Below are 13,885 nucleotides of genomic sequence, written 5' to 3' on the forward strand. Positions count from 1 at the left end.
ACTTTATTTTGCAAGGCATGTCCTATGACATATCTTCGCAAAATACCGACAAACGAAATCTGGCTGCAGCAACTCTTTCATGCCAAGGCCGCCCAAAACGGAGGTGTCATCCGAAGATCGGTTCAAGACGTGGAACGCAAAGTCGGCCGCGACGCTTTGGAGCTGGAAGTGCGGCGTCGGCAATTTCACCTTATTGAGGCAGGTGGTCAATTTATCGTCATCTGCTCCAAGGGTGGTCTACGCGTCATCGTCTGATCCCCGAAAAAACTTCCAGAAGTTTTTTCGCGCTGAAGATTTTTCCAGAAAAATCTTCAGCCGTTCTGCGGATGGCACCCCACATGCAAAGGTGTTGTATATGTCTGATCCCCTTGTCGTCTTTACGCCTTCTGGCAAACGCGGCCATTTTCCCGTGGGGACACCCATTCTGACAGCGGCCCGTCAGCTTGGCGTTGATCTGGACAGCGTGTGCGGTGGACGCGGCATTTGTAGCAAGTGCCAGATCACGCCCGGGGTAGGCGAATTTTCCAAACACGGTGTGACGGTCGCGCCCGATGCTTTGTCGAAATGGAACAGCGTTGAGCAACGCTACAAGGACAAACGCGGCCTGATAGATGGCCGCCGGTTGGGTTGTCAGGCCACGGTCCAAGGCGATGTGGTGGTCGATGTGCCCCCCGAAAGCCAAGTGCATAAACAAGTTGTGCGCAAAGCCGCCAGCGCCCGCCCCATCACAATGGATCCTGCCACTCGCCTCTATTTCGTCGAAGTGGTCGAGCCCGACATGCACGAGCCCTCTGGCGATCTCGAACGCCTCAAACGCGCGCTCAAAAAGCAATGGGGCCTCACCGATCTCTTTGCCGACCTCACCGTCATGCGCAAACTGCAAACCGCCCTGCGCAAGGGGCAATGGTCGGTCACCGTGGCCGTGCACAGCGCATTGCACGACGACCGCCCGCGCATCATCGATGTCTGGCCCGGCTACTTCGAAGGTCCGCTTTACGGGTTGGCCATCGATCTGGGCTCGACCACGATTGCCGCGCATCTGTGTTCGCTCACCGATGGCGACGTCGTGGCTTCCTCTGGCGTGATGAACCCGCAAATCCGCTTTGGCGAGGACCTGATGAGCCGTGTGTCCTACGCCATGATGAACCCTGGTGGCGACGCCGAAATGACCGCCGCCGTGCGCGCCTCCATCAACGGGCTGACCGAGGCGATCGCAACCGACGCCATGATCGACCCCAAAGACATCGTCGAATGTGTCTTCGTCTGTAATCCCGTCATGCATCATCTGCTGCTCGGGATTGACCCTGTTGAATTGGGCCAAGCCCCGTTCGCTCTTGCCACATCGGAAGCGGTCGAACTGCCCGCAGCCGAACTTGACCTGAATTCCATGCACGACAGCGCCCGCATCTTTCTGTTGCCCTGCATCGCGGGTCACGTGGGCGCAGACGCCGCTGCCGTGGCCTTGTCAGAGGCGCCAGATCAATCCGACGAGCTGGTGCTTGTGGTCGATGTGGGCACCAACGCCGAAATCCTGCTTGGCAACACCACCAAAGTCCTCGCCTGTTCGTCGCCCACAGGCCCCGCGTTCGAGGGCGCACAAATCTCCAGCGGGCAACGCGCGGCCCCGGGAGCAATCGAACGGATCGAGATCGACCCCACCACCAAAGAACCACGCTTTCAGGTCATCGGCTGCGATCTGTGGTCCGATGACCCTGCGTTTGCGGCCGCTACGGCACAGACAGGCATCACGGGCATCTGCGGCTCTGGCATCATCGAAGCTGTGGCCGAAATGCGCATGGCGGGGCTTTTGGACCCATCGGGCCTGATCGGATCGGCTGCGCAAACAGGCACCGAACGCAGCATTCCCGATGGGCGCACCCACAGCTACCTCATTTACGACGGAACCGACCAAGACGGTCCCCGCATCACCGTCACCCAAGGCGACATCCGCGCCATTCAACTAGCGAAATCCGCGCTCTATGCGGGTGCGCGGCTCTTGATGGATGAAATGGGCGTGGATACCGTTGATAAGGTTACGCTGGCAGGCGCGTTTGGCGCACATATCAGCCCCAAACACGCGATGGTCCTTGGCATGATCCCCGACGCAACGCTTGAAAACGTCACCTCTGCGGGCAATGCAGCAGGTCACGGTGCGCGCATCGCGCTGTGCAACCGCACGCAACGCGCAGGTATCTCGAAAACAGTGCGCGCCATCGAAAAGGTCGAAACGGCGATTGAACCGAAGTTCCAAGAACATTTCGTCAATGCCAATGCGATCCCCCATGCCACCGATCCCTTCCCGCATCTGGCCACTATCGCGCCCCTGCCGGACGTGAATTTCAACACAGGCTCGGGCGGTGAAGGGGGCGGACGGCGCAGACGCCGCCGCGCCTGAGACCACGCAACGGTCGCACCCCGTTGCGCCTGCGACACATGCCCCCTGTTGCGCAAACCGCAAAAGGCAGAACGTCTGACGCATTGCCATACCCGTAGCAGACGCTATGCCATACACCGGTTTTTGGCCCAGATTGCCCGTTGACGGGACCGATTGTCGCGCATAAATCAAAGGTCATGCGGGTATGGTGAAAAGGTATCACGCGAGCTTCCCAAGCTTAAGTTACGGGTTCAATTCCCGTTACCCGCTCCACCCGTCAACAGGCCTGCTATGCACCCGTATCTCACACCGCTATCATTGGATGAACTTCGCGCTGCAAAGGTGCCAGAAGATTGGACTTTTGGCGTTTCCGACCGCGTGCGATTTGGCGAATTGGATGCGCTGCGCCACGTCAACAATGCCGCCTACCTGCGCTGGCTTGAGGCGTTCCGCCTGCACTATTTGCGCGACTACGGCATCTCGGATTACACCAAAGCGGATGCACCCAAAATTGTGCTTAAAGCGATCGGTTTAGAATTTCATAAGGAAATGCTGTTAAACGAGGATTACATCGTCTGCGGCAAAACTGTTTCTTTCGGCACCACAAGTTTCGTGATGCACTATGCCGTGTTTTCAGGCGATCTGCGGACCACAGGTCAGGCAGTGATTGTGCAGCTTAATCAGGACGGGACCAAACGGCCCCTGTCCGATCAGGTTAAGCAAACGTTAATCACCCGTGACGGTGCTGTTGCACGTAATTGACCAGTTGGGCGGTTGAACCGTCCTTGCCGTCAACCCCTTGTTTTCCCTCAACAATCGGCTGTAATGCAGTTGCCAGTTCTTTGCCCAGTTCAACGCCCCACTGGTCGTAGGAATTGATGCCAAGCATCACCCCCTCCACGAACACGCGGTGTTCATAAAGCGCGATGACCTGCCCCAGAATATGCGGTGTCAGCTTGGGATAGACCAAGGTTGTCGAAGGGCGGTTGCCACTGAACACACGGTGGCGTGCTTGGCGTTCCAGCTCGTCGCCCGACAGCCCCTTTGCGGCCATGATCGCACGCGCCTCGTCCAAGCTGCGCCCGCGCATCAGGGCTTCGGATTGCGCCAGACAATTTGCCACTAACAGGTTGTGATGATTGCGCAATTCAGGCTCATGCCCTTCGGCGGCCACCATAAATTCGCACGGCACAGGCGTCGTGCCTTGGTGGATTAACTGGTAAAATGCGTGCTGCCCATTCGTGCCAGGCTCGCCCCACACAACAGGCCCCGTCACGGTGGTGACATCACTGCCATCCACGCGCACCGACTTGCCGTTACTCTCCATCTCCATCTGCTGCAGGTAGGCCGCAAACCGGCTCAGACGCTGATCATACGGCAGCACAGCGCGCGTCGGCAGCCCCATGCCCTGATGATGCCAAACGCCGACAAGCGCCAGAAGAACGGGCAGGTTTTCAGCCAATGGCGCAGACACAAAATGCTGGTCCATTGCCTGCGCCCCGCGCAGCATATCGGTGAAATTTTCAGGCCCAACCGCCAGCATAATCGACAGGCCAATCGGCCCCCACATCGAATAGCGCCCGCCGACCCAATCCTCAAATCCGAACACACGCTCGGGCGGGATACCAAAGGCCCCCGTCTTGTCAGGTGCCGACGAAAGCGCCACAAATTGTGCTGCAGGATCAGTAACTTGCCCCGCCATCCAGTCGCGCACGGTTTGCGCATTGGTCATCGTCTCGATGGTCGTGAAGGTCTTGGAGGCCACAATCACAAGCGTCGTTTTCGGATCCAGCCCCTTCAAGGTTTCGGTCGCATCAGCTCCGTCCACATTGCTGATAAAATGTGTGCGCGGCCCGTCGTGATATGGCGCCAGCGCAAGGCACGCCATGGCAGGCCCCAGATCCGATCCTCCGATCCCGATGTTGACCACATCCGTAATCTTGCCGCCCTGCCCTGCAAAAGCGCCGCTGCGCACCGCTTGGGCAAAGGTTTTCATCCGCTCCAGCGTCGCCAGCACCTGCCCCATCACATCCTTGCCGTCCACCATCAGGGCGCCACCGTCAAGGTTGCGCAGCGCCGTATGCAGCACCGCGCGGCCTTCGGTTTCATTGATCTGCTGGCCCGCAAACATCGCATCGCGTTTGGCCTCGACCCCCGCTTCGGCTGCCATCGCAACAAGTGCCGCCAGATCGTCAGCCGTCAGATGCGTTTTCGAAAAATCAAACAACACATCGCCCAAACGCGCGGTGAACGTGGCTGCACGTGTGTCATCGGCAAAGAGCTCGGAAATAGAGCGATGACGCGCCTTGTCCGCACGCGCTTTCAGATCAGTCCACATCGTAAGGCCTTTCTAGGTTTCTGCCCAATGCACTTTGGCGTTTTTCAGCACCGTGTTGATCGGCGCCTGCGCGCGTGACAACCCATGTGCGCCCTCCAGCGCGGTTTTCTTGGCCGCTCCTTTGATCAGCACATGGGTGCTCATCGCGCCCTCAAGCACAGGCGCGGTCAGTGTCACACGCGGTTCAGGTGCGCCCGCGGCCCGCATGGGCAAAACTGGCGGTGCATTTGCGGCCAGCCCATCATCCAAACGGTCGGCGCCGGGGAACAGGCTTGCGGTGTGCATATCCTCTCCCATGCCAAGCAACATAACCGAAATCGGCAATTCGCCTTTCAGCCGCTTTGCAATCTCGTCCAGCCCGTCTTCGGGCGTGGCGTGACCTGTGTAGAACGGCACGAACTGCGCTTTGGCGGCACGGGCGGTAAACAGGCGTTCCTTCAACAGCCGCGTGTTCGAGCGGTCCGAGGTTTCAGGCACCCATCGTTCGTCGGTCAGCATGACGTGCACGCGGCTCCAATCCAGATCCGCGGCGCAGAGCGCATCAAAAACGGGTCCGGGCGTGGTGCCACCGGGCACCGCAAGGCTGGCGTGATCGTGGTTAAACAGACAGTTTTCAAGTTCGCCTGCCAGTTGGTTGGCAAGGTCGATCATCATCATTTCACTGTCAGGATACTCAATAAATTCCATGACTTACCCCTTGATTTCGCGCCAGCGGCGCCCGTCGCGGTGCATCAACATCAACGCATCCTCGGGGCCGTTTGATCCTTGCTCGTATGGTTTTGGCACATCATTGCGCGCCTGCCAGCCCTCAATCAACGGGTCGGTCCAAGCCCATGCGGCCTCAACCTCGTCGCCGCGCATAAACAGCGTCTGGTTGCCGCGGATGACATCCATGATCAACCGCTCATAGGCGTCTGGGACATCTTCGGCCTCTGGCCCAAGCGCATCGGCAAAGGTCATATCCAGCGGCACGTCGACAAGGCGCATGCCACCCGGTCCCGGTTCCTTGATGGTCACATCCAGCGTCATGCCTTCATTGGGTTGCAACTGGATTGACAGCACATTGCGGTGGCGGCCCTCATCGGCGCCAAAGATCGAATGGGGCGCATCTTTGAACACAACGGTGATTTCGCTGGACCGCGCCTTCATACATTTGCCCGTGCGCAGATAAAACGGTGTGCCCGCCCAACGCCAGTTCGACAAATGCACCTTCATCGCGATGAAGCTTTCCACAAAGGATTTGGGATTTTCGACATCATCGCGGTAGGAATTCTTGTCGCCATCCGCCGCATATTGGCCGCGCACGATGTGATGGCTGTCCACGGGGTCAAGCGCGCGGATCACCTTTAGTTTTTCGTCGCGCACCGCATCGGGATCAAACTTTGATGGCGGCTCCATCGCAATCAGGCACAGCAATTGCATCAGGTGGTTTTGAACCATATCGCGCATCGCGCCCGATTTGTCGTAGTAACCGCCGCGCCCACCAACGCCCACGGTTTCGGCCACAGTGATCTGGATATGATCAACGTATTGGCTGTTCCAAAGGGGTTCAAACAAGACGTTGCCAAAGCGCACGGCCATCAGGTTCTGGACCGTTTCCTTGCCCAGATAATGATCGATGCGGTAAATCTGGCTTTCATCGAAATAGGTGGCCAAGTCCTTGTTCAACGCCTTGGCCGAGGCCAGATCGCGGCCAAACGGCTTTTCAACCACGATACGGCTGTCATCATCGGCGAGGTTATGTGTTTTCAGGCGTTGAGCCAGATCACCGAACAGGCCTGGGCCCACGCTGAAATAGAAGGCGCGCACGACGCCAGAGCGCATTTTGCCCGCCAGTTCGGACCACCCGCCTTCGCCCCGCGCATCGATTGTCACATAGTGTAGCGCGGCCAGAAAGGCGTCCAGTTCATCACACTCGGTGGCATTTTTGCCGCCAAATTCCGCAATCGCATCACGCACCATTTGCCGAAAACCGGCGTCATCCATATCAGAGCGCGCCGCGCCGATGATGCGGGCATCTTTGGGCATCTGGCCCGAACAAAAACGGCGAAACAACCCTGGCAGGATTTTGCGACGTGCAAGGTCACCCGTGCCGCCAAAAATCACCAAATCAAAATCATCAACTGGAATGACGCGTGAGACCATCGGGCTATCCTCTCGGCAGGTCCGCCGTTAGCGGTAACAAACAATTGGCGCCTTGTTAGTCCGACACGTGTGTTATGTCTAGGGGGCGATCACGCTTCCAGCTCTGCATCCCAATAGAGAAAGTCGAGCCAGCTTTCGTGCAAATGGTTTGGCGGAAACTTGCGGCCCATGTTGCGCAGCTGTTCGGCTTGGGGCTGTTTGGGCGGTTTGCGCAGGCTCATCCCCGATTGGCGCAAGGATTTGCTGCCCTTGCGCAAATTGCAGCGCGAACAGGCCGCCACAACGTTTTCCCAACTGGTGATGCCGCCAGAGGCGCGTGGCACAACGTGGTCAAAGGTCAGATCGCCCTTGCTGCCGCAATATTGGCAACAAAACTCATCGCGCAAAAACAGGTTAAAGCGGGTAAAGGCCACGCGTTTTTGCGGTTTCACATAGTCTTTCAGCACCACGACAGACGGGATGCGGATCTGCGTGGATGGGGAATGAACATAGTCGTCGTATTCAGCCACGATATCCACGCGGTCCAGCCAGACGGCTTTGACCGCTTCCTGCCAAGGCCACAAAGACAGCGGGTAATAGCTCAGCGGTCGGTAATCAGCATTCAGAACCAATGCTGGATTATGGCGCAGGTTATTCGGCTCTCTGACGAAACTGGTCCTGAACTCTGCTTGCATCGCGTTTGCGTCCTCCACATGACACAGTGGGCCGGATGAGGGCCCAAATCACGGGATCGCGCGCGGTTTATTGGCGGGTCGCAGCGTCCCGTCTGATCTTGACTATATATCGCGGTTTGCCCCTGACAAGCCCCTCATATGCGGTGTTTTGAACCAAAACAGACCGCCCCCAGACACACAAAAAAGGCGCGCCCGTTCAGAGCGCGCCTTCGGTTGCAACAAATCGCCTGTCGATTATTCGGCGGCCAAAGCCTCAAGCGAGATTTGAACCTCAACTTCATCGCTGACCGCTGGCGCGAAATTGCCCACGCCAAAGTCTGAACGCAGGATTGTTGTCGTTGCGTCAAAGCCAAGGGTCGGTGTGCCCTGCTTTGGACCGAACGGATATGGCGCCGAGCTGTTCAAAGTGGTTTCCAACACAACCGATTGCGTGACGTCGTTCATGGTCAGATCACCGGTAATCAGTGCCGTTGTGTCGCCTGTTACTTCAATACCCGTGGAGGTGAAGGTGATCATATCTTCAGGTGTCGCGCCAAAGAAGTCATCCGACATAAAGTGGCTTTCGCGGGCTTCCCACCCCGTGAACATCGACATCACCGGCATGGACACCGAAACGCTGCTGGCCGCAGGGTTTTCTTCGTCAAACATGATCTCGCCCTCAAAGCCGGAGAACATGCCGAAGGTGGTCGAAAATCCGAGGTGGTTGTAGCTAAACAGCACTTGGCTATGGCTTGCATCCAATTCGAATTTCTGCGCGTCAGCCGCGGCAGTTGTTGCCCCGAATGCCAGCGTTGTTGCCAAAGCGGTGCCCATAAAAGCGGCGGTGAAACGAGAGGTCATGTGCGAAATCCTTTGCATCAGTTATGCGCCAAGTATTTAGCGCGACTCGCTCAAAGGCAATTCCACGGCGTTCAACACTGCGTGTTCATTTGCGCGCAGACACGCGTTAGACGGTATCAGACGTGCGTCTCTGGCATGGCATCGCTGATGCGCTGGTGAATCATGGCAATCTGATACTGCGTCCCCACAGCCAGAAGGTCTGCCCGCGCGCCATGGGCGCGTTCAATCGCCAACCCTGCCCCTTCGGGTGTTTGCACAACCAAGATATCCGCCATCTGACCAATGAAGATCTGATCAACAACTTTGCGTTTCGGCGTGACCTTGCAAATGCGGATCACCCGGCGTTCCAAATCCACTTCGGTTTTAATCGCCCCTGAATCCAGCGAAAACCGGATCAGCAATGCGCCAATGATGCCAAAGAGCCCCGTCAGGGCCAGCTTGACCTCTGTCATTGCAAACTGGCTATCGAGCCCCGTTGAAAAGAACATCATCAGAGCCACCATGATAAACGCGCCCCCCACCATCGCGGATGCGATCTGTTCAACCACACGATTGTTGGACAGGCGGGCCTCTTTCAGGATCATGCCCCAAGGCGTATGCGTGATCTGCAATCCAGTGGCGCTCTGGATCGGCTGCGCGTCAAATTTGTCAAAGCTGTTCGCGATGGTCATTTAACCGTGGTCCCCGTGGTGTTGTCGTTTGCAAGATGACGTTTGATGGCACAAAGGGGCAAAAAAGCGGCAAAGGGCCTACAAAGTTGCGAAACGGACTGTTTCCTCAACGTAAACGCGAACGATTTATGCCCGCTTTTGCGCGCGAATGAAGGGTTGCGCGACCACCCATGGCGCGCTAAACGGCAGCTCTGTTGATCAAAGATTTGAACCGCGTGACCTCTCGTGGGTGGGGATCAGCAGCCAAGCCCGCCCTTTGAAGTGCGCCAGAAAAACTGGAGACTTACATGCCTTTGTATGAGCATGTCTTTATTGCGCGTCAGGACCTGTCCAACACGCAAGCCGAAGCCCTCATTGAACATTTTTCGACAGTCCTTTCGGACAACGGCGGCAAAGCTGTTGATCACGAATATTGGGGCGTCAAAACGATGGCTTACAAAATCAACAAGAACCGCAAAGGCCACTACGCCTATCTGCGCTCTGATGCACCAGCCGCTGCCGTCCAAGAGATGGAACGCCTGATGCGCTTGCACGAAGACGTCATGCGCGTGCTGACGATCAAAGTGGACGAACACGCCGAACTGCCTTCGGTACAAATGCAAAAACGCGAAGAACGTGGCGAACGCCGCGAACGTCGCTCGTAAGCAAGAAGGACAGCTAAACCATGGCAACCAAACCATTTTTCCGCCGTCGCAAAGTGTGCCCCTTCTCGGGCGAGAACGCACCAAAGATCGACTACAAAGACACACGTCTGCTGCAACGCTACATTTCCGAGCGCGGTAAGATCGTTCCGTCCCGTATCACCGCTGTTTCGGCCAAGAAGCAACGTGAGCTGGCCCGCGCCATCAAACGCGCCCGCTTCCTCGCCCTTCTGCCATACGCCGTTAAGTAAGGAGAAAGCACATGCAAGTTATCCTTCTCGAACGTGTGGCCAAACTGGGCCAGATGGGTGAAGTCGTTGACGTCAAGCCAGGCTACGCCCGCAACTTCCTGTTGCCCCAAGGCAAAGCCCTGACAGCATCAAAAGCCAACATCGAAGGCTTTGAAGCTCAAAAAGCACAGCTTGAAGCTCAGAACCTCGAAACCAAGAAAGAAGCCGAAGCTATGGCTGAAAAGCTTGGTGGTCAGCAATTTATCGTGATTCGCTCTGCATCGGATGCAGGTGCGCTTTACGGTTCGGTCACAACACGTGACGCTGCTGATGTGGCAACCGCCGAAGGTTTCACCATTGACCGCAAGCAAGTCGCTCTGGTCGACCCGATCAAAAACCTTGGTCTGCATGATCTGACAGTGCGCCTGCACCCAGAAGTCGAATGCACGATCACATTGAACGTGGCCCGTTCGACAGAAGAGGCCGAGCTGCAAGCAAGCGGTAAGTCTATTCAGGAACTGGCTGCCGAAGCGGAAGCAGAAGCAGAATTCGAAATCGCAGAGCTTTTTGACGATATCGGTGCTGCCGCTGAAGACGATGATGATCTGGCCGAAGCTGCAGGTGTTGAAACCGCAGATGACGCCGAAGCAGAGACCAAAGACGACGCGTAAGCGATCGTTAACAAAACACAAAAGCCGCTCCTTTCGGGGCGGCTTTTTTCGTTGGTGCTAACAGCGGAATTCCAACCGGACCAACGTTTCGGCGCTCTGCTCAAAATCGGTGATCGTGCAATCACGCCCCTCTTCGCGCCGCGTCAGGACCAAAGCAGCCATGCGTGCCTCGGCAATCGAGATGGGGCTAAACGGGTTTTCGCCTGCGCGAACTGCTGCCATCTCTTCGCCCGGCGTCAGCCCCGTCGCCTTATTCATATAGATTATTCCGGTCGTGCTAAGATACAGGGCCTGATACTCTTGCTGCGCGACCACAATCGACTTGCTGCGTTCCTGACTGGCCTGCTCCAACCGTGCCGAAGATGGCGCACAGCCCGCCAAAACCAGGGCAAACAAAATCACTTTTTTCATCAAATTCTCCTCTGCTGCGCTCGGCCTAGCAACTTCATTGTTGAAAAAATACCTACGACAGTCGACAGGGCGTGCTTCGGGCATGAAAAAAGCCGCCCTCGGTTAAGAGAGCGGCTTTCAAAAACGCATCAGCGGTGACGATTACTCTTCGTCGAGCGCTTCAACCGCTTTTTGCAGCTCTTCTTTGCTCACTTCTTTTTCGGTTACAGTGGCCTGTTCGATAATCATATCGACAACCTTGTCCTCAAAAATTGGTGCGCGCATCTGCTGCTGCATCTGCTGGTTTTGCTGAACAAACTCGAAGAACTGACGCTCTTGGCCAGGGTACTGGCGTGCTTGGTTCATAATGGCTTGGGTCATTTCAGCGTCGGTCACTTCAACCTCTGCCTTTTGACCAACCTCTGCCAGCAAAAGACCCAGACGGACACGGCGGGCTGCAAGCTCTTTGTGCTCGTCTGTGGCTTCGATCTCGGGGTGATCATGGCCTTCGACGTCAGGGTTTTCATCGTGCCACAGTTGGTGGGCGATCTGGCCCGCTTCGGCATCCAGAAGGCTTGGTGGCAATTCGAAATCAACCTTGCTGTCCAGCGCATCTAACAAAGCGCGTTTCATAACAGCGCGGCTTGCACCCGAATATTCAGCTTCCAAACGCTCGGCGATCTGGCCTTTCAGCGCGTTCAGGTCTTCGGCGCCGAATTTAGTTGCCATTTCGTCGTTTACTTCTGCGGCCTTCGGCTCTTTCACAGCTTTGATCGTGCATGTGAAAACGGCTTCTTTGCCAGCCAGATGCTCGGCTTGGTAGTCATCGGGGAAGTTGACGGTTACGTCTTTTTCGTCGCCCGCTTTCACGCCAACCAGACCTTCTTCAAAGCCCGGGATGAAGGAGTTGGAGCCAAGAACCAGCGGATAATCTTCGGCAGAGCCACCATCAAAGGCCTCGCCATCGACCTTGCCCACGAAGTCCATAACAACCTGATCGCCATCTTTGGCTTTGCTGCCTTTTTTGCGGTCTTCAAAATTCTGGGCCGTTTCGGCCAGCGACGCCAGCGCCTCGTCCACCGCAGCGTCGTCGGCTTTGACAACCATGCGCTCAAGTGTGACGTCCGAGAAATCGACCTCTGGGATCGTTGGAAGGTTTTCGTACGACACGTCAACATGCACGTCGTCGCCTTCTTTCCAGTCTTCATTCGTCATTTTGACGTCAGGCTGAAGCGCAGGACGGTCACCTGTTTCTTCAAAATGCTTGTTCATCGCGCCGTCGATGGCTTCTTGCATCGCTTCGCCGAGGATACGTGGGCCAAACTGCTTTTTGAGCAGCGCCATCGGCACCTTACCTTTGCGGAAGCCCTTCATTTCAACTTCGGGCTGCGCTTCGGCCAGCTTTTCGTTGACCTTTGCGTCCAGCTCGGTGGCGGGAACCACAATCGAATAGCCGCGCTTGAGGCCTTCGTTCAGCGTCTCGGTGACCTGCATTTTATCGTCCTTTTCAACAACTTTGGTGCGGGTGAAGGGACTTGAACCCCCACGCCTTGCGGCGCCAGAACCTAAATCTGGTGCGTCTACCAATTCCGCCACACCCGCGTTGCGCGCCGTGTAGCAAAGCACGCCGCGGATTGCGAGAGCAAAACAGGCGTTTTTTGCGCCTTTTTGGCTATATTCACAAAGCCGCGCACGCCCCCGCCCCCGCGTTGTCGCGCCCATGTCAAAAATGAACGCGTTTTTTCCAAGACATCACGCTTTATTAAGGGTATTATGAGACCCACTGAGGCAATAAAAACAGCAGGACACGCGCAATGGAGCCGAAAAAGGCCGAGCGCGCAACTGAACACCAAACCGTTCTTGACCAGAAAACTGGCAAGGCATCTGCGGGCGTTCAGGCGCGATATCTTCACCAACACGGCTTTACAGCCGGAACCGACATTATGACCGCCGATGGGATGATCCCTGTCGAGTTTCTTGAGGTGGGCGACCGTGTCATTACCCGCGACAGCGGTATGGCGCGGCTCGAGATCATTCAAAAAATCTCGGTGCGCAGCGACATGATCAAAATTGCGGCCGGCGCATTTGGCAAAGGGCGCCCCGTGCGCGATATGCTGATGCCCGCGGGTCAAAACATCTATTTGCGCGATTGGCGCGCCAAGGCCGTTTTCGGTGCGCCCCGCGTGGCTGTGCCCGCACATCGGCTGGTCGATGGCGAATATCTTCAAAAGGCAGGACATGCCCGCTTGATCCTGTTCCGCCTTGGGTTCGAGCGTGCGCATATTCTCTATGCCAGCGGGATGGAAGTGATCAGCCATCAACCCGAATTGGCCGTCCAAGTCTGAACGATTGACGCAGAATTACGCTGATTTGCACAATGTGCGTTCTTTTTTTGCGTCAATTTCCAGCATTATGCTTATTTTTTGTGCATTATAGCGAAAAGTCGGTGCTCAAAAAACAGGCAATCCTCGCCTCGCATTGTCGCCCCTGACCGAACATGGTCTGCCCTTTCCCAATACGTTTACGCCAAGGGAGTCGTGGCCATGAAAAAGATCGAAGCGATCATCAAACCGTTCAAGTTGGACGAGGTGAAAGAAGCCCTTCAGGATGTTGGCGTTCAGGGCCTTTCGGTCATCGAAGTCAAAGGGTTTGGTCGTCAAAAAGGTCACACAGAACTGTACCGCGGCGCCGAATATGTCGTGGACTTCCTGCCCAAAGTGAAAATCGAAGTCGTGTTGGCCGACGATCAGGCCGACGCCGCAATCGAAGCGATCATCAACGCCGCCAAAACCGACAAAATCGGTGATGGCAAAATCTTTGTCTCCGACATTGCCCAAGCGATCCGTATCCGCACAGGCGAATCTGGCGACGAAGCTATCTAACCCCCTCAATTCTCAGTTCATTCCAAGGG

16 protein-coding genes and 2 tRNA genes are annotated in these 13,885 nt (G+C 56.4%); 9 read left to right on the forward strand and 9 right to left on the reverse strand.

Annotated features, from left to right (window positions below; translation table 11 throughout):
- Positions 1–24 precede the first annotated feature (24 nt).
- The 4 genes from L1065_RS01235 to L1065_RS01250 all read left to right on the forward strand — a co-directional run bounded on the left by L1065_RS01235 (position 25) and on the right by L1065_RS01250 (position 3,136).
- The gene (locus L1065_RS01235) at positions 25–255 is read left to right on the forward strand and encodes an N-(5'-phosphoribosyl)anthranilate isomerase (protein ID WP_237093629.1); all 231 of its coding nucleotides are present in this window, start codon (positions 25–27) and stop codon (positions 253–255) included.
- A 100-nt stretch (positions 256–355) separates the two neighbouring features.
- Positions 356–2,395, forward strand: coding sequence for an ASKHA domain-containing protein (locus L1065_RS01240; protein ID WP_237093630.1), 2,040 nt, complete (start codon positions 356–358; stop codon positions 2,393–2,395).
- 178 nt (positions 2,396–2,573) lie between these two features.
- Positions 2,574–2,647: transfer RNA gene (locus L1065_RS01245), tRNA-Gly, on the forward strand.
- Between the two features lie 18 nt (positions 2,648–2,665).
- The gene (locus L1065_RS01250; protein ID WP_237093631.1) at positions 2,666–3,136 is read left to right on the forward strand and encodes a thioesterase family protein; all 471 of its coding nucleotides are present in this window, start codon (positions 2,666–2,668) and stop codon (positions 3,134–3,136) included.
- Here L1065_RS01250 and pgi read toward each other — a convergent pair.
- The 6 genes from pgi to L1065_RS01280 form a co-directional block, all read right to left on the reverse strand.
- Entirely contained in the window at positions 3,105–4,712 is a 1,608-nt protein-coding gene (gene pgi, locus L1065_RS01255) for a glucose-6-phosphate isomerase (RefSeq protein WP_237093632.1), read from the reverse strand. The two genes, L1065_RS01250 and pgi, sit on opposite strands and share 32 nt — an antisense overlap.
- A 12-nt stretch (positions 4,713–4,724) precedes the next feature.
- Positions 4,725–5,399 (reverse strand): 6-phosphogluconolactonase, encoded by a 675-nt coding sequence (pgl, locus tag L1065_RS01260; RefSeq protein WP_237093633.1) that lies wholly within the window; start codon positions 5,397–5,399, stop codon positions 4,725–4,727.
- A gap of 3 nt (positions 5,400–5,402) precedes the next feature.
- Complete coding sequence (gene zwf / locus L1065_RS01265) at positions 5,403–6,857, reverse strand: glucose-6-phosphate dehydrogenase (RefSeq protein WP_237093634.1); 1,455 nt, start codon at positions 6,855–6,857, stop codon at positions 5,403–5,405.
- A gap of 89 nt (positions 6,858–6,946) precedes the next feature.
- Complete coding sequence (locus L1065_RS01270) at positions 6,947–7,531, reverse strand: HNH endonuclease (protein ID WP_237093635.1); 585 nt, start codon at positions 7,529–7,531, stop codon at positions 6,947–6,949.
- 234 nt (positions 7,532–7,765) lie between these two features.
- Positions 7,766–8,371, reverse strand: coding sequence for a YceI family protein (locus tag L1065_RS01275; protein ID WP_370641121.1), 606 nt, complete (start codon positions 8,369–8,371; stop codon positions 7,766–7,768).
- Positions 8,372–8,487: 116 nt separating this feature from the next.
- Positions 8,488–9,042, reverse strand: coding sequence for a hypothetical protein (locus L1065_RS01280; RefSeq protein ID WP_237093636.1), 555 nt, complete (start codon positions 9,040–9,042; stop codon positions 8,488–8,490).
- Positions 9,043–9,329: 287 nt separating this feature from the next.
- Between L1065_RS01280 and rpsF the strand changes: the two genes are divergently transcribed.
- Genes rpsF through rplI form a run of 3 tightly spaced genes read left to right on the forward strand, consistent with a single transcriptional unit; the run spans position 9,330 to position 10,584 of the window.
- Positions 9,330–9,686, forward strand: coding sequence for a 30S ribosomal protein S6 (rpsF, locus tag L1065_RS01285; protein WP_237093637.1), 357 nt, complete (start codon positions 9,330–9,332; stop codon positions 9,684–9,686).
- Between the two features lie 20 nt (positions 9,687–9,706).
- The gene (gene rpsR, locus L1065_RS01290) at positions 9,707–9,934 is read left to right on the forward strand and encodes a 30S ribosomal protein S18 (RefSeq protein WP_093361330.1); all 228 of its coding nucleotides are present in this window, start codon (positions 9,707–9,709) and stop codon (positions 9,932–9,934) included.
- Between the two features lie 11 nt (positions 9,935–9,945).
- Entirely contained in the window at positions 9,946–10,584 is a 639-nt protein-coding gene (gene rplI / locus L1065_RS01295; RefSeq protein ID WP_237093638.1) for a 50S ribosomal protein L9, read from the forward strand.
- Between the two features lie 57 nt (positions 10,585–10,641).
- Here rplI and L1065_RS01300 read toward each other — a convergent pair whose 3' ends face one another.
- The 3 genes from L1065_RS01300 to L1065_RS01310 form a co-directional block, all read right to left on the reverse strand.
- Positions 10,642–10,995 carry a hypothetical protein gene (locus tag L1065_RS01300; RefSeq protein ID WP_237093639.1) on the reverse strand — a complete coding sequence of 118 codons (354 nt, stop codon included), beginning with the start codon at positions 10,993–10,995 and terminating at the stop codon, positions 10,642–10,644.
- Positions 10,996–11,136: 141 nt separating this feature from the next.
- On the reverse strand, positions 11,137–12,468 hold the full coding sequence (gene tig, locus L1065_RS01305; protein ID WP_237093640.1) for a trigger factor: 1,332 nt from the start codon (positions 12,466–12,468) through the stop codon (positions 11,137–11,139).
- Positions 12,469–12,491: 23 nt separating this feature from the next.
- Positions 12,492–12,576: transfer RNA gene (locus tag L1065_RS01310), tRNA-Leu, on the reverse strand.
- 212 nt (positions 12,577–12,788) lie between these two features.
- On the opposite strand from L1065_RS01310, the gene L1065_RS01315 reads away from it, so the two are divergent.
- Together L1065_RS01315 and L1065_RS01320 are read left to right on the forward strand one after the other, a co-directional pair.
- The gene (locus L1065_RS01315) at positions 12,789–13,319 is read left to right on the forward strand and encodes a Hint domain-containing protein (RefSeq protein WP_237093641.1); all 531 of its coding nucleotides are present in this window, start codon (positions 12,789–12,791) and stop codon (positions 13,317–13,319) included.
- Positions 13,320–13,517: 198 nt separating this feature from the next.
- Positions 13,518–13,856: a P-II family nitrogen regulator gene (locus L1065_RS01320; RefSeq protein WP_237093642.1), complete on the forward strand. Its 339-nt coding sequence runs from the start codon at positions 13,518–13,520 to the stop codon at positions 13,854–13,856.
- Positions 13,857–13,885: the final 29 nt, after the last annotated feature.

Source organism: Nereida sp. MMG025, assembly GCF_021654165.1.
Classification (GTDB): domain Bacteria; phylum Pseudomonadota; class Alphaproteobacteria; order Rhodobacterales; family Rhodobacteraceae; genus Nereida.